The 21770-nt window shown below is 46.2% G+C and carries 22 protein-coding genes and 1 tRNA gene; all 23 read right to left on the bottom strand.

Annotation, left to right across the window (positions count from 1 at the left end):
* Positions 1–46: 46 nt before the first annotated feature.
* Positions 47–2107, bottom strand: coding sequence for an NADH-quinone oxidoreductase subunit L (gene nuoL / locus PZA18_RS12205; RefSeq protein WP_284101122.1), 2061 nt, complete (start codon positions 2105–2107; stop codon positions 47–49).
* 67 nt (positions 2108–2174) lie between these two features.
* Complete coding sequence (gene nuoK, locus PZA18_RS12200; RefSeq protein WP_284101121.1) at positions 2175–2480, bottom strand: NADH-quinone oxidoreductase subunit NuoK; 306 nt, start codon at positions 2478–2480, stop codon at positions 2175–2177.
* A gap of 74 nt (positions 2481–2554) precedes the next feature.
* Positions 2555–3151: an NADH-quinone oxidoreductase subunit J gene (locus tag PZA18_RS12195; RefSeq protein ID WP_284101120.1), complete on the bottom strand. Its 597-nt coding sequence runs from the start codon at positions 3149–3151 to the stop codon at positions 2555–2557.
* 50 nt (positions 3152–3201) lie between these two features.
* Positions 3202–3690 carry an NADH-quinone oxidoreductase subunit NuoI gene (gene nuoI / locus PZA18_RS12190; protein ID WP_284101119.1) on the bottom strand — a complete coding sequence of 163 codons (489 nt, stop codon included), beginning with the start codon at positions 3688–3690 and terminating at the stop codon, positions 3202–3204.
* 2 nt (positions 3691–3692) lie between these two features.
* Entirely contained in the window at positions 3693–4745 is a 1053-nt protein-coding gene (gene nuoH, locus PZA18_RS12185) for an NADH-quinone oxidoreductase subunit NuoH (RefSeq protein ID WP_456238572.1), read from the bottom strand.
* 21 nt (positions 4746–4766) lie between these two features.
* On the bottom strand, positions 4767–7103 hold the full coding sequence (nuoG, locus tag PZA18_RS12180; RefSeq protein WP_284101117.1) for an NADH-quinone oxidoreductase subunit NuoG: 2337 nt from the start codon (positions 7101–7103) through the stop codon (positions 4767–4769).
* Positions 7104–7177: 74 nt separating this feature from the next.
* Positions 7178–8461 carry an NADH-quinone oxidoreductase subunit NuoF gene (gene nuoF, locus PZA18_RS12175; protein ID WP_284101116.1) on the bottom strand — a complete coding sequence of 428 codons (1284 nt, stop codon included), beginning with the start codon at positions 8459–8461 and terminating at the stop codon, positions 7178–7180.
* Between the two features lie 22 nt (positions 8462–8483).
* Complete coding sequence (nuoE, locus tag PZA18_RS12170) at positions 8484–8957, bottom strand: NADH-quinone oxidoreductase subunit NuoE (RefSeq protein ID WP_284101115.1); 474 nt, start codon at positions 8955–8957, stop codon at positions 8484–8486.
* On the bottom strand, positions 8957–10213 hold the full coding sequence (locus PZA18_RS12165) for an NADH-quinone oxidoreductase subunit D (protein ID WP_284101114.1): 1257 nt from the start codon (positions 10211–10213) through the stop codon (positions 8957–8959). Before PZA18_RS12165 ends, nuoE begins: the two co-directional genes overlap by 1 nt.
* Positions 10203–10793 carry an NADH-quinone oxidoreductase subunit C gene (locus PZA18_RS12160; RefSeq protein ID WP_284101113.1) on the bottom strand — a complete coding sequence of 197 codons (591 nt, stop codon included), beginning with the start codon at positions 10791–10793 and terminating at the stop codon, positions 10203–10205. The genes PZA18_RS12165 and PZA18_RS12160 overlap by 11 nt, the downstream gene beginning before the upstream one ends.
* An 8-nt stretch (positions 10794–10801) precedes the next feature.
* Positions 10802–11275: a NuoB/complex I 20 kDa subunit family protein gene (locus PZA18_RS12155; RefSeq protein ID WP_284101112.1), complete on the bottom strand. Its 474-nt coding sequence runs from the start codon at positions 11273–11275 to the stop codon at positions 10802–10804.
* Positions 11272–11646, bottom strand: coding sequence for an NADH-quinone oxidoreductase subunit A (locus tag PZA18_RS12150; RefSeq protein WP_308447377.1), 375 nt, complete (start codon positions 11644–11646; stop codon positions 11272–11274). Before PZA18_RS12150 ends, PZA18_RS12155 begins: the two co-directional genes overlap by 4 nt.
* An 89-nt stretch (positions 11647–11735) precedes the next feature.
* Positions 11736–11820: transfer RNA gene (locus PZA18_RS12145), tRNA-Leu, on the bottom strand.
* 9 nt (positions 11821–11829) lie between these two features.
* On the bottom strand, positions 11830–12159 hold the full coding sequence (gene secG, locus PZA18_RS12140; protein ID WP_284101110.1) for a preprotein translocase subunit SecG: 330 nt from the start codon (positions 12157–12159) through the stop codon (positions 11830–11832).
* 8 nt (positions 12160–12167) lie between these two features.
* Positions 12168–12893 (bottom strand): triose-phosphate isomerase, encoded by a 726-nt coding sequence (tpiA, locus tag PZA18_RS12135; RefSeq protein ID WP_284101151.1) that lies wholly within the window; start codon positions 12891–12893, stop codon positions 12168–12170.
* Between the two features lie 75 nt (positions 12894–12968).
* Positions 12969–13739: a phosphate ABC transporter ATP-binding protein PstB gene (gene pstB, locus PZA18_RS12130; RefSeq protein ID WP_284101109.1), complete on the bottom strand. Its 771-nt coding sequence runs from the start codon at positions 13737–13739 to the stop codon at positions 12969–12971.
* Between the two features lie 34 nt (positions 13740–13773).
* Entirely contained in the window at positions 13774–14616 is an 843-nt protein-coding gene (gene pstA / locus PZA18_RS12125; protein WP_284101108.1) for a phosphate ABC transporter permease PstA, read from the bottom strand.
* A 14-nt stretch (positions 14617–14630) separates the two neighbouring features.
* Entirely contained in the window at positions 14631–15593 is a 963-nt protein-coding gene (gene pstC / locus PZA18_RS12120; protein WP_284101107.1) for a phosphate ABC transporter permease subunit PstC, read from the bottom strand.
* 73 nt (positions 15594–15666) lie between these two features.
* Complete coding sequence (pstS, locus tag PZA18_RS12115) at positions 15667–16716, bottom strand: phosphate ABC transporter substrate-binding protein PstS (RefSeq protein WP_284101106.1); 1050 nt, start codon at positions 16714–16716, stop codon at positions 15667–15669.
* Between the two features lie 126 nt (positions 16717–16842).
* A complete protein-coding gene (gene glmM, locus PZA18_RS12110; protein ID WP_284101105.1) occupies positions 16843–18195 on the bottom strand; it encodes a phosphoglucosamine mutase in 1353 nt (450 codons plus the stop codon).
* Positions 18196–18247: 52 nt separating this feature from the next.
* Positions 18248–19015 carry a dihydropteroate synthase gene (gene folP / locus PZA18_RS12105; RefSeq protein ID WP_284101104.1) on the bottom strand — a complete coding sequence of 256 codons (768 nt, stop codon included), beginning with the start codon at positions 19013–19015 and terminating at the stop codon, positions 18248–18250.
* Between the two features lie 138 nt (positions 19016–19153).
* Positions 19154–21064, bottom strand: a complete 1911-nt coding sequence (ftsH, locus tag PZA18_RS12100) for an ATP-dependent zinc metalloprotease FtsH (RefSeq protein WP_284101103.1) — start codon at positions 21062–21064, stop codon at positions 19154–19156.
* A 68-nt stretch (positions 21065–21132) separates the two neighbouring features.
* A complete protein-coding gene (gene rlmE / locus PZA18_RS12095; RefSeq protein ID WP_284101102.1) occupies positions 21133–21756 on the bottom strand; it encodes a 23S rRNA (uridine(2552)-2'-O)-methyltransferase RlmE in 624 nt (207 codons plus the stop codon).
* Positions 21757–21770 lie beyond the last annotated feature (14 nt).

The following is a 21770-nucleotide window of genomic DNA, read 5'->3' as shown; positions in this document are numbered from 1 at the left end:
ACCTTAGCAAAGACACGACAAAGTCGGGTCTAATTTCAAATTTTCATTAATGAGAAAGCCCAATCGCAGCCAAAATCTGCTTAGTCCCCGCACTCCAAAACAATAACAATACAACCGCACCTAGAATCATTGAGAAAGCCGACGCGTATATATATCCGCGATGAAACAAACTTGTAATCTTAGACATCTTATCAACCAGTTTGGCAGCACCATTAACCACCAGACCATCAATCAACAGCACGTCACCAACTTTCCAAAATACCCTACCTATTGATGTCGCAATAGGCGTCATAACATGAATATATAAGTGGTCCATGTAATAACGATTTTCCAGAAGCCGAACAATTCCTAAAGATCTAAAGAAGCTGGAGATATTGACACCAAAACTCGGTTTCCATACATATAGAACCCAAGCAGCTACCACTCCAGAGAGAGCTAACCAAAACGGAGCGGAGGAAAATGCATGGACCGCCATGGCCAAAGAGCCGTGAAATTCTTCAGAAACAACTCGCATTGTATCGTGCATATCTGAATAAATTGCGGAGCCAAACATTCTCCCATCCATAATCGATGGCGCCGCGATAAATCCAATCGACAGCGACGGAATAGCTAATGCAATCAATGGTAATAGAACAACCCAAGATGATTCATGCGGATCATCTCCAGGGGAAAGACCGTGATGCTCCTCCGAATCGGCCAAACCATGATCTTGGCCATGGCTACGCCACCTATTCTCGCCATGGAAAACCAAAAAATACATCCGGAAAGAATAAAACGCGGTAATAAACACTCCAGCAATAACAGCGAAATAAGCATAGGACGACCCAACTATCTTGGACGCCGCTACAGCCTCAATAATCGCATCTTTAGAATAAAAGCCTGAAAAGAGGGGAGTACCGATCAGCGCGAGCGATCCAATTAACGATGTAATCCAAGTGACAGGCATATATTTTCTTAAGCCCCCCATATTTCGAATATCCTGATCGTGATGCATTCCCATGATCACCGAACCAGCCGCTAGAAATAATAAGGCCTTAAAAAAGGCATGAGTCATTAAATGAAACACACCAATTTGATATGCCGAAACACCCAACGCTACAGTCATGTAACCTAACTGCGACAAGGTGGAATATGCAACTACGCGCTTTATGTCGTTCTGAATGATGCCCAAAAATCCCATAAACAACGCTGTAGTAGCACCAATTATCAGTATGGTACTCAAAGCGACAGGCGAGAGCTCAAACAGTGGAGACATGCGCGCAACCATAAATATTCCGGCAGTCACCATTGTGGCGGCATGAATTAACGCAGATATGGGTGTAGGCCCCTCCATCGAATCCGGCAACCAGACATGTAACGGAACCTGTGCAGACTTACCCATCGCGCCAACAAAAAGAAGCAGGCAAATTGCAGTAATAAGGCCAACAGGCGTCGACCCCAATAGATTAATCGTCTTACTCATCCAAAATTGCTGCATCTCACTTGTATGCACTTGACCGAAAATGGTTGCATAATCAAGTGAACCAAAATGCATCAATACAAGTCCAATACCTAATAAAAACCCAAAATCACCGACCCGATTAATCAAAAAAGCCTTTAAATTAGCAAAAATAGCAGTAGGTCGTTTAAACCAAAAGCCAATCAGCAAATAAGAAACAACACCCACAGCCTCCCAACCAAAAAACAGCTGCAGGAAATTGTTACTCATGACAAGCATGAGCATGGAAAACGTGAATAACGAGATATAACTAAAAAAACGCTTGTATCCTGGGTCACCTTTCATATAACCAATTGTGTACACGTGCACCATTAGAGAAACAAAGGTAACCACAACCATCATCATAGCAGTCAGCTTATCAACCAAAAAGCCGACGTTCAAATCAATACCGTCTATCGTAATCCAGCTATATAGATTCCCATTAAAAGTTGGCTGACCATTCCACAAATCAACCAGCACCTTTGCTGATAACAAAAAGCTTCCAGCCACACCCGCTATCGCGATGGTATGTGCCGCAACAAACGAGAGGAGCCGTCCACTCAGCCCAACAAGCAAAGCACCCATCAACGGCAGAAGCGGTACCAGCAAATAAAAAGTTGCCTTATCCATTTAAAACCTATTTTTCGGGTTAAGCAGATGTACTTCCCGCACTAGAATTATGTACACCAACCAAGCACTAACCCCGTAGTTGGTCCAAATCTCTCACATCTATCGAACGCATAGTTCGAAATAGGACCACCAATATGGCGAGTCCAATTGCAGACTCTGCGGCCGCAACGGTAAGTATGAAAAATACAAAAACCTGACCAGCCATATCGCCGGAATATTTCGAAAAAGCCACAAAGTTCATATTTACCGCAAGCAACATCAACTCGATGGCCATAAGCAGAATAATCACATTGCGTCTATTCATAAAAATACCGAACATCGCTATGCTAAATAGCACGGCCGAGAGGAGTAATACATGTGTTAGTGGTAACATATGATCAGAAAAAACAACGAATTAGAAAAATTTTCCTCACTTTACCTAAGAAAATGCAGGCCCGAAAATCTTTATTATGACGATCGACCTTTTACCAACCGCACTCGATCCTCTCGCCTGATGGCAATTTGTTTAGCAGGATCAACATACTTAGATAGCTTTTTCTTCCGTAAAGTCAGAGAGATAGCTGCGACAATAGCAACCAAAAGAACAACTGCAGCCAATTCAAGCGGAAGAATGTAGTTGGAGTATACCTGAAGGCCTAGTTGCTCAATGTTTGAGCTACCTGCCTGTATCGGCTTTGGGCCGACCAGCTTGTCAAAGTCAGCCTTCCTACTTAAAAGGACAGCCGAAAGCTCCAAAACCATCAACACACCAACACCTAATGCGGCAGGGGAATACTTCCAGAAACCCTGCCGAATCCTTTCAAAGTTGATATCTAGCATCATCACAACAAACAGGAACAGAACCATCACCGCACCAACGTAGACCAATACCAGAGAAATAGCCAAAAACTCGGCTTCAATCATGATCCAAACAATCGATGCAGAAAAAAAGCTCAACATCAATGCCAGTGCAGCATAAACTGAGTTCCTAACAGTAACCACCAAAATGCTAGAAACCAAAAGCACCGCTGATACCAAATAGAAAATTAACAAGGTCCAGTTCATATCTCTAAATTCCAACTTGGAAGGTATGCTCCAAGAAAAGCTTAATCTTCTTAGCGGTACTTTGCATCTGCCGCTTTGGCTAAAGAAATAGCGCTCTCATATCTGTCGCCGACCGCTAACAACATCTCCTTTGTATAATACAGATCACCACGCTTCTCTCCGTGGTATTCATATATGTGCGTTTCAACGATTGCATCCACCGGGCATGCTTCTTCGCAGAACCCACAAAATATGCATTTTGTAAGATCAATATCATAACGAGTGGTACGTCTGCTTCCGTCTGCCCTCTGCTCAGACTCAATAGTTATCGCCATAGCAGGACAAACGGCTTCACACAGCTTACAAGCGATACAACGCTCCTCGCCATTTGCATATCGGCGCTGAGCATGCAACCCTCGAAACCTTGGGCTATATGGAGTTTTCTCTTCAGGAAACTGAACAGTAATTTTTCTCTGAAAAAAATGCCGACCAGTAAGGGCCAACCCTTTAACAAGCTCAAGAAGAAAGAAAGTCTTTACAAAATTGCGAATCATCTGCATGACTAGGACTTCCACAGTGAATATGGAGTCTGCATCCATATAGCAACAAAAATAATCCAGACAAGCGTAAGAGGAATAAAGACCTTCCACCCCAGTCTCATTAACTGATCATAGCGGTATCTCGGGAAAGTAGCCCTAAACCATAAGAAGCAAAACAATATAAAGGCTACCTTTAATGCAAGCCACAGAAAACTAGATGCCCCCAGTATTGGTATACCAGAGGGAAATGGCGAAAGCCATCCACCTAAAAACATTATGGAGGTCATACAGGAGATCAAAATCATGTTTGCATATTCGCCGAGGAAAAACAATGCAAACGACATGCCAGAATACTCAATCATATGTCCGGCAACAATTTCAGATTCACCCTCTGTTACATCAAACGGTGCTCTATTAGTTTCAGCAACACCTGATATTAAATAAACTAAAAATAGAGGAAACAATGGGATTAAATTCCAAGACAAAATTGAGCCTTGGCCCAGTCCAACAGATTGGCTAGCAACAATCTGACTTAAATTCAAACTACCTGACACCATAAGCACCCCTACAAGCGCAAAACCCATTGCTAACTCATAGGAAATAACTTGTGCGGCAGCACGCATCGCACCAAGAAATGCATATTTCGAGTTTGAAGCCCATCCCGCTACAATAACGCCGTACACACCAACAGATGTAATTGCCATAACATATAACAGTCCCGCATTTACATCCGCAAGTACTACATCCGGTGAAAACGGGATCACTGCCCACGCAGCAAGGGACGGCGCAAGCACCATTACCGGAGCAAGAAAAAACAAGCCTTTAGAAGCAGCACTAGGTGCGATGATTTCTTTAGTTAAGAGTTTAACGCCATCCGCGATCGGCTGAAGCAAGCCGAAGGGGCCAACGCGATTTGGCCCAACCCGAATTTGCATATACCCAATTACTTTCCGTTCAGCCAGCGTTAAGTATGCAACACAACCAAATATAGGAGCGACAATAAGGGCTATTTTAATGGCCGCCCAAACCACAGCTCCAAATTGAGAGCCAAGCAAACCAACAATGGTAGAATGAATTGCATCAATCACGTTGGCTCCTTACATGTTCTTTTTAACTGAAATAGGGCCATATAACTCTCCAAGAACACCACACCCATCAATTACTGCAGGCAGAGCAACAGCAAAATCTGGCAAGGTGTCATCCTCCTCAGCAACAATAGAAAATTCCGCCCCCCCCTGCGAAACCAATACGTTATCGCCATGATTGATCATCAGTGACGATAATGTCTTCGAGTTCATTCTGGCCAATCTTGAACAGCCTGCCAGTTTAGTTTCCTGCAGGCTATGAGAACGACGGACCACAGCATCCGACTGATAAATCGGCACATCACCGACTCTAATCAATGCATTGTGCTTTTCGTTTATCCGCACATCCTCAACATCAATTGAGTTATTGAGCGTCGACGAAGAAAGCTTCTCAAGGTCACCTAGGGCAGCCCGTCGAACATCTTCAACCGATTGATAGTCAAAGCCAGGAATGCTCAGAAGGTTTCCAAGCACGCGTAAAACTTTCCAGCCGGGACGTGCATCACCCGCACACCTTACAGCACCATTAAACGCCTGAACTACACCCTCAATATTTATGTACGAACCACCGGTTTCGGAAAATGGCGCAACCGGAAGGCTCGCCGAAAACGGAGCAACATGAGATAACGGCTTAAAAGGAGAGAACAACACCAAAGCATCAGCCGCTCTTACTTGGTGACTCATGAGTTGTGCATTTGGGCTATCCGCACACAAATCCACACCAAAACCAATGAGCATTTTCCTCTGACGGGAGAAGGTCGGATCAGCCGAATCAACAGTCAATAACTGTGCCCCCACTTTATTCGCGGATGCAAACGACCAGCCGAATTCAGCACTTATAGCCTCAGCAAACAAACTCGCTACCTTCGCAATTTCCAAAGCCTGAGGGCTATTTTCCACTTGCTCACCGAGCAAAATCGAAATACGTCCACCGCGTCCGGCAACCTTGGCGATAGCCTCAACCATAGGGTCGTCATCCGCAAGAAGGCCCGCAAGTTGTAATACTGCAGGCACAGACTTACCAATTTTGACAACCACAGAATGTGCGATAGACACCAGACTACTCAACAACTCATCCGGTCGAACAATCCTCTCAACACTCCTGCACAATTGCTTAGAGGAGGACGGGGACAGCACACAAAGTTCAGCACCACGCTTAACTGACTGCCTGATTTGCTGCGCCAGTAACGGACTCTCCATGCGAAGATCCGAGCCGACAATCATAAATAAATCGGACTGCCTAAGCTCACTTATGGATTGACCTAGCCAACGAACACCTTCAGATTCAGACACAAGTCTGTAATCAGACATTCTGCCGAACGTATTTATGGCTCTAACTCCTAAGCCACCACCAAACAACTTATTAATTAAATAAAGCTCCTCAACCGTGGAATTCGGAGACGCTACCACACCAATACTATCTGCACCAAACTTTTCAATAGTACCTTTTATCTCTTCCGCAACTTTACTTAAAGCTGAATCCCATGAGGTAGAAACAACTTGACCACCGATAGTCAACTCAGGCGTCAGCAAACGCTCCGATGACATCAAAGCTTCGTAAGAGAAACGATCTCTATCTGAGATCCAGCATTCGTTTATTGACTCATTTTCACGCGGCAAAACACGGACAACTCTCCCGCCTTTTGTCTGCAAAATAAGATTACTCCCGAGTCCATCATGCGGGCTAACGCCTTTTCTTCTGGATAACTCCCATGATCTCGCCTGATACCGGAAAGGTTTAGACGTTAAAGCACCAACCGGGCAAAGGTCTATAACATTACCAGAAATTTCGGAATCAACAGTCAACCCAATAAACGACATGACCTCCGAATGCTCTCCTCGCCCAGCCATTCCTATTTCTTGGGCACCAGCAATCTCCTCTGAAAATCGTACACATCTAGTGCAATGAATACAGCGTGTCATATCCGTGGAAATCAGAGGACCCAAATCTTTATTGGGAACGACACGCTTCACCTCTGAAAAACGGGAATCAACATCACCATACCCAACAGCTAAATCTTGAAGCTGACATTCCCCACCTTGATCACATATTGGGCAATCAAGAGGGTGATTAATAAGCAAGAACTCCATCACCCCCTGTTGAGCTTTAACTGCAAGATCAGATTTTGTAAAAACCCTCATCCCGTCCGTAACAGGCGTAGCACATGCAGGTAGCGGCTTAGGGGCTTTCTCAACCTGAACCAAGCACATACGGCAATTGGCAGCAACCGAAAGCTTCTTGTGATAGCAAAAATGCGGAATATATGTACCCACAGCTTCGGCTGCTTCCATAACGGTACTACCGTCGGGAACTGTCAGCTTTTTACCATCAATCTCGATCTCTAACATGGATAACGTCTACGGCAAATTAAATGTGGACAAAACACAAGAAACAAAATCAGCCTAGCTACACATATGGCCTTTTAGTGTACCAAACAGCGCTTATTCTCGATGTGAAAAAGAAACTCATCTCTAAAGTGCTTCAACATTCCTTGAACAGGCATTACCGCAGCATCACCAAGAGCGCAGATCGTTCTACCCGCGATATTTTTCCCAAGCGACTCTAAAAGATCCAAATCACCGAGGCTCCCCTCTCCCCGCTCAATTCGGTCTACGATTCGATACAACCACCCAGTACCTTCACGACATGGCGTACATTGTCCACAAGACTCCTCATAATAGAAGTACGAGAGCCTTCGAAGAGCCTTCACCATGCAAACCGATTCATCCATAACAATTACCGCACCAGAGCCCAACATGGATCCTGCCTTAGAGATGGAATCATAGTCCATTGTTACATCCATCATTATTTGTGCAGGTAGTACAGGGGCACTAGAACCACCGGGAATGACAGCCTTTAACTTCCCACCATCACGCATTCCACCTGCAAGAGCAAGGAGCTCAGCAAATGGCATACCCATTGGAACCTCATAATTTCCAGGCCGAGAAACATGACCTGAAATAGAAAATAACTTAGTACCCCCATTATTAGGTTTACCAAGTTCTAGAAACTTCTGCCCACCTTCGCGGATAATAAATGGTACGGAGGCAAATGTTTCCGTGTTATTGATCGTCGTCGGTTTACCATACAAACCAAAGGAAGCGGGAAATGGTGGCTTAAATCTAGGTTGACCTTTTTTCCCCTCTAACGACTCAAGCAACGCTGTTTCTTCACCACAGATATAAGCGCCATATCCATGATGAGCATAAAGCTGAAATGAAAAGCCACTCCCTAGAATGTTCTCACCTAGCAAACCCGCATCTCTAGCTTCCTGCAAGGCGGCCTCAAATCGTCGATAATCTTGAAAGATCTCACCATGGATATAGTTATACCCAACAGAAATACCCATCGCATATCCAGCGATAATCATTCCTTCGATCAATGCATGAGGATTTAACTCAATAATATCCTTGTCTTTGAACGTTCCAGGTTCGCCTTCATCTGTGTTGCAAACCAAATACTTTTGACCCGGAAACTGCCTAGGCATAAAGCTCCACTTAAGCCCCGTAGGAAAACCAGCGCCACCACGCCCACGAAGCGCGGAAAGCTTCACCTCAGCAATAACAGAATCCTGAGAAATGCTTCCCTCAATAATTTTTCGCAAAGCCGCATAACCACCGCGCTTTACATAACGATCAAGCTTCCAGCAATCAGGATCATCGAAGTCAACGCCGTCAAATACAACACCTTTTGTATATACAGTCATCTCTTGACTAGCCTATTAACAATCAATCGAATTCAGCCAACATGCTATCAATGGCCTGAGGAGTCATATTCCTGCACATCGAATGGTTATTCACCAACACCACAGGCGCATAACCACAGGCACCCATACATTCACCCTCATGCAGTGAGAACCTCCCATCAGCAGTAACCTCACCAATTGATATAGATAACTTACGTTTAAGATAGTCCAGAGCGTCCTCGCCTCCACTGAGTGCGCAAGGCAAATTTGTACAAACCGTTAACTTATATTTTCCTCGAGGGGCAAGGTCATACATATTGTAGAATGTAGCAACTTCATAAACAGCCATTGGCATCAAACCAAGGTAACCCGCTACAAACTTTATCGTATCCTGCGAAAGCCATCCCAGCTCAGACTGTGCGATGCGCAAAGCCGACATAACAGCAGAGCGCTTTTGACTTTCAGGATATTTCTTTAGCTCCAAATCTATTTGAAAAAGAGAATCAGCGGTTAGCATTAACGATCAACCTCACCAAATACAATATCCTGAGTCCCGATAATTGCAACTACATCAGCAATCATATGACCAACCGACATCTCATTTAACGCAGCCAAATGGGCAAAACCTGGAGCCCTAATCTTTAATCTGTACGGCTTATTCGCACCATCAGATACCATGTAAACGCCAAACTCGCCTTTGGGATGCTCAACTGCCGCATAGACCTCACCTTCAGGAACATGCATCCCTTCAGTGAACAACTTGAAATGATGAATAAGATGCTCCATACCTAATTTCATCTTCACCCTACTCGGCGGAGCAACCTTATGGTCTGCAGTAATTACCGGCCCCGGATTGGACCTCAGCCACTTGATGCACTGCCTGATAATACGATTGGATTGCCTTAGCTCCTCTACCCGAACCAAATATCGATCATAACAATCTCCATTGACACCAAGCGGAATGTCAAAATCAACCTGATCGTACACCTCGTAAGGTTGAGTTTTCCTCAAATCCCAATCCACGCCAGACCCACGCAGCATTGGGCCGGAAAAACCGAGTGCGACTGCGCGTTCTGGGCTAACAACACCAATGCCAACGGTACGTTGTTTCCAGATACGATTGTCAGTCAATAAATTTTCATACTCATCTACATATCGAGGGAATCTGGCGCAAAAATCCTCCAAAAAATCAAGAAGGGAGCCTTGGCGATTTTCATTCAGCTTCGCCACCTCTGTTACACTTCTGATTTTAGATTCCCCATACTTCGGCATGAAATCCGGCAAATCTCTATATACGCCGCCAGGTCTATAATAAGCAGCATGCAAACGAGCACCCGACACGGCCTCGTAACAATCCATGAGATCTTCGCGCTCACGGAAACAATACAAAAACATTGTCATCGCGCCACAATCAAGCGCGTGAGCACCGAGCCACAGCAGATGATTTAAGATCCGAGTGATTTCATCGAACATTACCCGAATGTACTGAGCACGAATCGGAACCTCGATCCCCGCAAGTCTTTCGACAGCCATGACATACGCATGCTCATTACACATCATGGAGACATAGTCCAGTCGATCCATGTATGGCAATGATTGAAGGTAAGTCTTGGATTCGGCTAACTTCTCCGTTCCTCGATGCAATAGGCCAATATGTGGATCAGCCCGCTGCACAACCTCCCCATCCAATTCAAGCACCAAGCGCAACACTCCATGCGCAGCCGGATGTTGCGGACCAAAATTAAGTGTGTAATTTTTTATCTCAGCGCCCATATCCGCTCTCTCTAACGACGCGAGGAGTGACCTCTCTTGGCTCGACCGTCACGGGCTGATAAACAACCCGTCGCTGACAGGGGTCGTAACGCATTTCTACATAACCAGACAGCGGGAAATCTTTTCTAAAAGGATGCCCAACAAATCCGTAATCCGTTAGCAGCCTTCTCAAATCTGGATGCCCAGAGAACATAATCCCAAAAAGATCAAATGCCTCTCTCTCATACCAATCAACAGAAGGCCAAATATCAGCCACGGATGGCAAACATGGAAAATAATCATCCGCGCAAAATACTTTTGCCCGGATGCGAAAATTGTACTTCACGGAAAGCAGATGGTAAGCAACTGCGAACCTCGGCATATGCCATGCTCCACTCCCATAAGCCGAGTAATCTAGACCGCATAAATCGATGCAGGTTCTTAAACAAAACCGCTCATCTTCCGATAGAAACTTAGCAACCTCAATCCAATTTTCATCCCGCACCACAATAGTAATTTCGCCCAGATGAATAGACCAGCTTACTAGCTTCTGCCCCAATGCATCCGCCAGCAACTGCCCAAGAGACTCCAGCTTATCCATCGAAAACCTCAGCGCATCAAAATATTAGTACGTCTAATTTTATTTTGTAATTGAATCAATCCGTACAGCAGAGCTTCAGCAGTAGGTGGACACCCTGGAACATACACATCAACAGGCACTATTCGATCGCAACCACGAACAACAGAGTACGAATAATGATAATACCCACCACCATTTGCACATGAACCCATTGAAAGAACCCATCTTGGCTCTGGCATTTGGTCGTAAACCTTACGCAGCGCCGGCGCCATCTTATTACAAAGAGTACCAGCAACAATCATCAAATCAGACTGGCGAGGACTAGGCCGAAACACAATGCCAAACCTATCCAAATCATATCTTGACGCGCCCGCATGCATCATCTCCACAGCACAACAAGCCAGTCCAAATGTCATGGGCCACAAGGAACCTGTGCGAGTCCAATTAATTACCGCACTAGCCGTTGTTGTAATAAAACCCTCAGACTGAAGCGATGAATTCATTCCCACTCCAAAGCCCCCTTCGCCCACTCATAAGCAAATCCAACTATAAGGATAGCCAAAAAAAACATCATAGACAGAAAACCGACGAATCCAATTTCGCCACTTTTTAATACTGCTGCCCACGGCAAAAGGAAAGCCACCTCTAAATCAAATAAAATAAAGAGTATTGCGACCAAATAATAACGAACATCAAATTGCATCCGTGCATCTTCAAAGGCTTCAAAGCCACACTCATAAGGTGACAACTTTTCAGGGTCTGGGCGATTAGTTCCAAGCAACCAACCAACCAACCAACCCAAGCACATTGGCAACACACCGATAATCACGCCAATAAGCATAAAAAGAAGCACTGGCATATAGCCTTGCGCCAAATGACTATCAACCATAACTCAATCCAATCAAAGCACTGGTGATAACAACGAAAACGCCCAGATTTATAGCCTGAGCGTTTTCAAAATTCTGGTGCCGACAGTGAGACTCGAACTCACACAGCTTTCGCCACTACCCCCTCAAGATAGCGTGTCTACCAATTTCACCATGTCGGCCTAGTTCAATTAATTCGGAATTACATTACCTTTTCCAGCTTGTTCTTTTTGAAGAGGCTTTTCAACCTTTTCCTGAAACATTACCCCTTTTGATGCCACGACCTTTGAATCAACAACAACCAACATCAAACAGGTAGAGAAAAAGATTATAGCACAAACCGCAGTAAATCTACTAAGGAAATTCGCAGAACCGGATGAGCCAAACAAGCTACCGGCAGACCCGCTACCGAAAGCAGCACCCATATCAGCACCTTTGCCGTGCTGAAGCAAAACCAGAACTATCACACCAACAGCAGACAGAACATTAAATACCTGTATAAAACCTTTAAATAACTCCACGACACACCCTATGCCATACCGCAAATCGAAGCAAACGACGACGCAGACAGTGATGCACCGCCAACCAAGACCCCTGCCACACTATCAATTTGAAACAGAGACCTAACCGAATCGGGCTTTACACTACCACCATATAAAACCTTGGCACCCGGCAATCGATCCAATATGAAGGAATGCATAGCCTCAACATCTTCCAGCAATGCTGTGCGCCCAGTACCGATTGCCCAAACTGGCTCATACGCAATAATACAAGGCGCATTAAAGCCACCCTCTTCCGAACTAAAATAATTAATTGCAGCCATCAACTGACGACCAACAACCTCATACTCATAACCGGCATCCCGCTCAGCCAGCGTCTCACCAACACAAAGAACCGGGATCAAACCCGCCAGAATCGCCCGATGGTACTTCTCGCAAACTATATCGTCCACATCACCAAAAACGCGGCGCCGTTCAGAATGCCCAACGATCACAAACTGCGCGCCCACATCTCTCAGCATGTCAGCAGAAATCTCACCCGTATATGCACCCTCAGAATAACGGCTAGCGTCTTGCGCCCCAATGCATACACCCAATTTCTCAGCAAAACCTCTTGCAGCAGATATGTATGGCACAGGAAGACCGAGCCAAACGTTACCGCCACTAACCCCAGCCGCACTCAATAGAGAAAAATACTCCTCTAGCATTGCCATGGATCCATGCAACTTCCAATTACCGATTACTATGCGAGACATGTAACGCCAACCAAGAGCACTTTTCAACTTTTTATTCTAGTGCAAGAACCCAACTAACGTCAAACCGAAATTTGATCAGCCAAAGCGTCCAGTAATGTAGTCTTCAGTTTGAGTCTTGCTAGGCTTGGTAAAAATTGTATCTGTTAAATCAAACTCAATCAGTTCGCCCAAATACATATATGCCGTATAGTCAGAGACTCGCGCCGCCTGTTGCATATTATGTGTAACTATTACAATGGTATATTCAGACTTCAACTCATGAATGAGCTCTTCAATGTGTGCAGTGGAAATCGGATCCAAGGCTGAAGTTGGCTCATCCAACAATAGGACATCGGGACGTTGAGCGATTGCCCTTGCAATACATAGTCGCTGCTGCTGCCCTCCAGATAGTGAGTAGCCACTCTGCTTTAGCTTATCTTTAACCTCATCCCATAACGCAGCTTTTTTTAATGCCCATTCAACTCGTTCATCCAGTTGTGAACGGGATAGCTTTTCATAGAGCTTTACCCCAAAAGTAACGTTGTCATATATTGACATCGGGAATGGAGTGGGCTTCTGAAACACCATACCCACGCGCGCCCGGAGCAAATTCAAGTCCACATCTTGCGCAAGAATATTTTGCCCATCCAGTAGAATTTCACCTTCCGCACGAAGCTTTGGATATAACTCATACATCCGGTTGAACGTCCTCAATAGTGTTGACTTACCACAACCAGAGGGCCCGATAAAGGCTGTAACCGCTCCTGCCGGAACATTAAAACAAACATTCTTCAACGCATGAAAATTGCCGTAGTAGAAGTTCAAGCCTTTAACGCTTATCTTTGATTGCATTCCTACCTGTTGCATTCTGAAGATTCCATCTTAGAAAACATCTATTAAATCAAGCACTCTCTCGCTTGACCGTTATCATCCTCGCGACAACATTCAAGCCAAGTACACCTACAGCAATTAATAATGCACCAGCCCATGCGAGCTTATGCCAGTCTTCATATGGACTCATTGCAAATTGAAAAATCACAACAGGCAAATTGGCCATCGGACTATTCAGGTTACTCCAAAATTGATTATTCAGTGCCGTGAATAGCAGGGGCGCTGTCTCGCCAGTTATGCGCGCAAATGCAAGCAAAATACCGGTGAGGACCCCCGCCTTAGCGGATCGAATTGTGACAAACATTATAACTTTCCATCTAGGTGCGCCAAGAGCAAATGCAGCCTCCCGCAAACTATTCGGCACCAATCGCAGCATATTCTCAGTTGTGCGAACAACAACGGGAATCACAAGCAAAGACAATCCAATTGCTCCGGCAAACCCCGAGAAATGTCCCATTCGGATTACAATCATCTCATATACAAACAACCCGATCACAATCGAAGGAGCGGAGAGCAGAATGTCATTTACAAATCGGGTCGCGGGTGCGAGCCAACCTTTACTTCCAAACTCCGCAAGATACACTCCCGCCAAAATCCCCACAGGCGTACCAATCGCGGCACCTAATAGCGACATGACCGCACTGCCGTAGAGCGCATTTGCTAAACCGCCTTCACTACCGGGAGGCGGGGTTGTCTGCGTGAACAAGCCAAGGCTGATTCCACCTAGGCCATATTTCAAAAGGGTATATAAAATCCATGCCAACCAAAATAACCCAAAAAGCATAGCCATAAGCGACATTGATAAATTAATGAAGTTAATCAAGCGTCGTTTACGATACAAATCATTTTTCATAAATGATCCACTTCTTATGATTGGGAGCCTTCAGCTTTGCGCAATTGCAAAAGCAGAATTTTTGAAAGCGTTAGAACCACAAAGGTGATCCCAAACAATATTAAGCCTAGCTCTATCAGAGCCGACGTATACAAAACACCATCAGCCTCCGTAAATTCATTTGCGAGAGCCGAAGCGATGCTCGTTCCCGGCATAAATAGCGAAGCCTTTATGTCATGTGCATTTCCAATAACAAATGTGACGGCCATGGTTTCACCCAGTGCTCTGCCTAAGCCAAGCATTATCCCGCCCACCACCCCAGTCTTTGTATATGGCAGCACAACATATCGCACCACCTCCCAGGTTGTCGCGCCAAGTCCGTATGCGGACTCTTTATACATCGTAGGTACCAATTCAAATACATCTCGCATTACCGAGGAAATATAGGGTATTACCATAATTGATAGAATCAACCCTGCGGTGAACATACCAATTCCCATCGGCGCCCCAGTGAACAATAGGCCAATTAAAGGGATCGAACCGATATGCTCTATTATGTGCGGCTGCAGGTAATCAGAGAAAAAGGGGGCGAATACAAAAAGCCCCCACATGCCATAAATAATACTAGGAATCCCGGCTAATAATTCCACTGCTATTCCCAACGGACGTCTCATCCATAGAGGGGACAACTCCGTCAAAAAAAGGGCAATTCCAAAGCTAACTGGAACCCCTATGAATAGCGCAATGAAAGAAGTAATTAAGGTACCTAGAATCGGGCTCCATGCTCCGAAGTCTTTTTTTACCGGATCCCAGGAGTCATTTATCAAAAAGTTAAAACCAAATTGCTTAATGCTCGGCATCGCCCCAATTATCAGAGAAATGATGATTCCAAGGAGCGTAGCCAATACCAGGAAGGCAAAAAACTTGGTTATATTCTGAAAGAAGCTATCGTAAATACGCTGCCTTTGCAGAAATTTACGATTTGAAGTTGAAGACACGCGAATTCTCCTGCGCACACAACAAAAAAGGCATCCCGCCTATGCGGGATGCCAGCTTTTGAATCAGCTGATTTTACTTCCAGATAGCTGCTTTTCCATCTGTAATCTGACTCTTCCAAGCAGCACGAATTAACTGCGCCAATGCGTCTGGCAGCGGGACGTAATCCATATCAGTCGCTTCTTTACTACCGTTGCTGTATGCCCAATCAAAAAACTTCAGGACCTCAACACCTTGGGCAGGCTTCTCTTGGTTTTTATGCATCAAGATAAAGCTTGCACCGGTAATGGGCCAACTATCCGAACCAGGCTGATTGGTCAAGATCAGATTAAACCCAGGCGCCTTCTTCCAGTCAGCACTTGCCGCAGCAGCCTTAAATGTCACGTCATCGGGCTGAACAGAGCGCCCATCTGCATTCGTTAGCGCCGCATGTGGGATTTTATTTTTCTTAGCATAAGCATATTCAACATACCCTATAGAGCCTTTCACCTTTTGGACATAAGCTGCGACTCCTTCATTCCCCTTGCCTCCAATCCCGACAGGCCACTGCACGGAAGCTTCTTCACCAACCTTCTGCTTCCAATCGACACTTACTTTAGAGAGATAGTTAGTGAAAAGGAAAGTTGTACCAGAACCATCTGAGCGATGAACAACCGTAATCGCCATTTCCGGCAATTTCAGACCCGGGTTTTTCGCTGCAATTTCAGGAGCATTCCATTTTGTAATCTTGCCCAAAAAAATGTCAGCCAACAAACCACCAGTGAGCACCAGCTTGCCAGGCTCGATACCCGGCACTTCAATAATCGGAACAACTCCACCAATAACGGCCGGAAACTGCACCAGTCCTTCCTTATTTAATTCCTCGACTGTCAGGGGCTTATCTGATGCGCCGAAATCCACAGTCTTTGCTTTGATCTGTTTGATGCCCCCCCCAGAACCAATCGACTGGTAGTTCATTCCCACGCCTGTTTTGGTCTTGTAAATGTCGGCCCATTTTGCATATATCGGGTAAGGAAATGTCGCACCCGCGCCAGTAATATCAGCCGCCCAAACTTGCGAAGACAAACCTGCAACCAGAACGCAACCAGAGATTTGCTTTACAACTGGTGAAATCAACTTAAACATCGTCAGTCCCTCAAATTAAAGACGCCCGGCCAGCAAGACAGGCAACATTGATTGAGGACATCATAGCGATACAATATTTCTGTTTCGTTACAACTTCTCCATTACTGTCGTTTTGCCCAACAGTTATTATGCGGCTGCAGCTTGAGAGACCAGCTCTGCCAAACGTCCAGCCCAGCGCTCAGCAATGGTGGAGTCTCTCGCCTCCACCATTACCCTTAATACCGGCTCCGTTCCAGAAGGCCGTAGAAGTACTCTACCCATTCCGCCCAGCTCAACTTCTGCTTCAACCAGAGCAGCCTGAATAGTTAGCGATTCTCGAAAATCAAAGGATTTTGCAACCTGCACATTAACCAGAACCTGAGGATAGACTTCGAGATCGGCACACCACTCGCTTAAACTTCTCCCGCCCTGCAAAACAGCTTGAAGCACTTGTAGCGCCGAGATAATTCCATCCCCGGTGGTATGGCGATCCAGGCAAAGAATGTGGCCAGATCCTTCCCCTCCCAAAACCCAACGCTTCTGTTTCAGCATTTCTTGGACATAACGATCGCCAACTTTAGAACGTGAAAATGGCACGCCCAGATTCTTCAGCGCCGTCTCAAGACCAAGATTACTCATCAGAGTCCCAACTACGCCTCCATCCAGAATGCCTTCCTCGTGCCTGAAACTTGCGATGATATACAGCAAGCGGTCACCATCATAAATCTCGCCCTGAGAGTCACACATAATGAGACGATCACCATCGCCATCAAGCGCTATTCCAAAATCCGCACCAGAATCGAGCACTGCCTTTTGAACCGCTTGGGTGTAGGTTGCGCCGCATCCTTCATTGATGTTGAGCCCATTCGGATGATTGCCAACAGAAACCACATCAGCCCCGAGCTCATGGAAAACATGTGCGGCTATTTGATATGCAGCACCATTCGCACTATCGACCACTATCTTAAGGCCTTTGAGATCTAAATCCGCTGGGAACGTACCCTTACAAAATTCGATATAACGACCACCGGCATCTGCGACTCGCCATGCCTTTCCCAAGTCTTTAGAATCCACACACTCTAGTGGCTTACCAACTAATGCTTCAATTTTTGCTTCAACTTCATCCGGTAGCTTTACACCGCCAGCACCGAAAAACTTTATCCCGTTATCATCATATGGATTGTGAGAGGCGCTAATGACAATTCCTGCCGACAACCTTAGCGCCCTAGTCAGATATGCAATCGCAGGGGTCGGGAGTGGCCCAGTCAGATGAACATCCACTCCAGCAGCGGAAAGTCCGGCTTGTATAGCCGACTCCAGCATATACCCGGAAATACGCGTATCTTTACCGATCAAGACCGCAGGATGGGTATCACCAATTTTCCCGGCAACCAAGACCTTACCTGCCGCAAAACCTAGCCTCATTGCGAATTCAGGAGTAATGGGTTCAACTCCGACCCTACCCCGAACACCATCTGTTCCAAAAAATTTTCTGCTCATTCCTACATTCACCAAATTCATCAATAGAAAAGATCGCGGCTTTCCATTACGACTAGGTCAGTGCCGCCCACACAGACAACGCATCTTTGGTAGCGGCGACATCATGAACTCTCACAATGCCGGCGCCATTCCTTATGGCAACCAAGGCTGCTGCTATACTGGCAACCATACGCTCGCTGACCGGCCTTCCGGTAATTTTCCCGAGCATAGCCTTACGGGACATACCAACCAGCACTGGTGAACCAAGATCTTTGAATTCTGGAAGTCGTCGCATAAGCTCAATGTTGTCTTCAAAGGTTTTCCCAAAGCCAAAGCCAGGATCAATCACCAAGCGTTCCCGGGCGACCCCCGCTCGTCTAGCCGCTGCCAATCTACCATCCAGATAGTTTCGAATTTCCGACATGACATCTTGATAGTGTGGAGCCTGCTGCATGGTGTCAGGCTGACCCTTCTTGTGCATCAAACAGACCGCACAGTTGCTCTGCGCAATCACATTCAATGCTCCTACGTCTTCCAGCGCCGAAACGTCGTTGATCATATCAGCACCACACTCCAGCGAGGCTGACATAACACCTGCTTTGTATGTATCAATGGATACAGGCACATTCCACGAAACGATCTCCCGCAAAACAGGCAGAATCCGAGCAAGCTCCGTATCCAAAGGCACAGAACTAGCCCCCGGCCTAGTTGACTCACCACCGATGTCAATAATATCGGCGCCTTGTACAACCATGGCCTCAGCTTTACGCAAGAACTCCGTCACAGCACCCTTCGGAGCCCCATCTGAAAATGAATCCGGGGTTACATTCAAGATACCCATAACGAGTGGCCGATTCATTGGCAATAAAAATCTTCCACAGCGAAGCACTGAACTTCCCATAAGCTGCCCATATAGCAAATGCGGCGACGAATCCAGGATTCGTCGCCGCCAAATCAACACCAGTCAACTTTTAAATGATTATGCGCCAGACGCAGTAGTTGCCGTAGCAGTAGGCGCTGTCCCAGACGGAAGATCGCTAGGCGGAGGTAAAGCGCTACCCGCACGCGGCTTCGGTGGACGTACAGCGCGACCATTCATGATGTCATCAATCTGATCCGCATCAATCGTCTCCCACTCAAGTAAAGCAGCGGTCATCGACTCAACTTTATCTCGATTCTCCTCAAGCAGTCGTCTTGCTAACGCATACTGCTGATCAATCACCCGGCGTATTTCTGCATCAACCTGCTGCATTGTCGCCTCAGACACATTTTTATGCGTCGTGATGGAACGACCAAGGAACACTTCCCCTTCTTCCTCGCCATAAACCATTGGTCCCAGTGCATCAGACATGCCCCACTGTGTCACCATTCTTCGAGCCAGATCAGTAGCACGTTGGAAATCATTCGCAGCACCATTTGTCATTTGGTTCATGAACAATTCTTCGCCAATTCGACCGGCAAGCATCATAGCAATTCGCTGTAAGCAAAATTCACGGTCATAGCTATAGCGATCTTGTTCTGGCAAAGACAAGGTCAATCCAAGCGCACGACCTCGCGGGATGATGGTGACTTTGTGAACCGGATCACATTTCGGTAAAAGCATACCAACGATAGCATGACCAGATTCGTGATAAGCGGTATTCCGTTTCTCTTCATCGTCCATCACCATGGTGCGCCTCTCTGCACCCATCATGATCTTGTCTTTTGCATTCTCAAAATCCTGCATATCGACAAGCCGTTTATTTGATCTCGCTGCAAATAATGCAGCTTCGTTTACCAAGTTAGCCAAGTCTGCACCAGAGAAACCCGGTGTACCCCGTGCAATTATGCTTGGATCAACGTCTGTAGCAATCGGCACCTTTCTCATATGCACATTCAGGATCTGCTCTCTACCCCGAATATCTGGCAAAGGCACAACAACTTGGCGATCAAATCGACCAGGCCGCATAAGCGCTGGATCAAGCACATCAGGACGGTTGGTAGCCGCGACAACAATCACACCAGAGGTGGAGTCGAATCCATCCATCTCAACCAGCATCTGGTTAAGGGTCTGCTCTCGCTCATCATTGCCTCCGCCAAGGCCCGCACCACGCTGACGGCCTACCGCGTCAATTTCATCAATGAAAATTATGCAGGGAGAATTCTTCTTTGCGTTTTCGAACATATCTCTAACACGAGCTGCCCCCACGCCAACAAACATTTCCACAAAGTCGGAGCCGGAAATCGAGAAGAAAGGCACCTTGGCTTCCCCTGCAATCGCCTTGGCTAACAATGTCTTTCCCGTACCAGGGCTGCCGACCATCAAAATCCCACGCGGTATACGCCCACCCAGCTTTTGGAATTTCGCCGGATCTCTTAGATACTCAACAATCTCTTGAACTTCTTCTTTTGCTTCGTCACACCCAGCTACGTCAACAAATGTGATCTGATTGTTCGACTCATCCAACATGCGTGCGCGACTCTTTCCAAAAGAAAAAGCACCGCCACGTCCGCCTCCCTGCATCTGTCGCATAAAGAAAATCCACACGCCAATCAGAAGAAGCATTGGGAACCAAGACACGAAGATATTCATCAGCAAGGATGGCTCTTCCTCAGGTTTGGCACTAAATCTGACGTTATGCTTGATCAATGTATCGACAAGGCGAAAGTCAAAGGGTGCAAAAGTGGAAAAGGCTGACCCGTCCCCCCTCTTGCCTTTGATCCACTGCCCCCGCAACGGATGTCCCTCAATCTCAACATTGGAAACACGCCCAGCTTCCACATCGCCCATGAACTGCGAATATGGAATCTGCGCCTGAGCTTCCTGACGCTTAGAGAATTGGTTGAAAATGGTCATCAACACCAGACCAATAATCACCCATATAGCGATATTCTTGCCCAAATTATTCACTGCAACACTCCTTTGCGCAGAGGCGCGCCTCTCTGCGGATTTTACCCTTGCTACCTACAGGTGTCAGCTTAAGCCCCTTTGAGACCGCGGCCTACCAAATAGTTCTCATTGCTGCGCCCGCGCGACGCCATGGGCTTCCGAGAAATAACTTGTGAAAAGGATTCCCGCATCTGCTTCATATATTCGATGTAGCCAGATCCCTGAAACACTTTGACCACAAAATTCCCACCGGGCTTAAGGTGGGAAACACAGAACTCCAGTGCCAACTCACACAATAGGAAGCTTCTTGCTTGGTCAGTCACGGAGTTACCACTCATGTTGGGTGCCATATCACAAATTACAAGATCCACACTGCGATCACCCAATAATTCTAGAAAATTATCCAATACAACGCTCTCACGGAAGTCTCCTTGGAGAAAATCTACCCCCGTGATTGGATCCATTTCTAATATGTCCAGAGCAAACACTTTTCCAGCACTACCAACCAAGTCTCTTGCAACTTGCGACCAACTGCCTGGAGCTGCCCCAAGATCAACTACACACATTCCCGGCTTGAACAACCGATCCTTTTCGTTTAGCTCAAGCAGTTTATAGGCCGCACGAGAACGATAGCCGTGCTTTTGTGCCAAGTGTACATAGTGATCATTGACGTGTTCTTGCAGCCAAGCCTTGCTAGTTTTACTTCTTGCCATAACGTAAAATAGGA

The sequence above is a fragment of the Parachitinimonas caeni genome (assembly GCF_030129945.1).
In the GTDB taxonomy this organism is placed as follows: Bacteria; Pseudomonadota; Gammaproteobacteria; order Burkholderiales; family Chitinimonadaceae; genus Parachitinimonas; species Parachitinimonas caeni.
The sequence above is the reverse complement of the archived record's forward strand: the minus strand, read 5'-3'. Positions and strand labels throughout refer to the sequence as shown.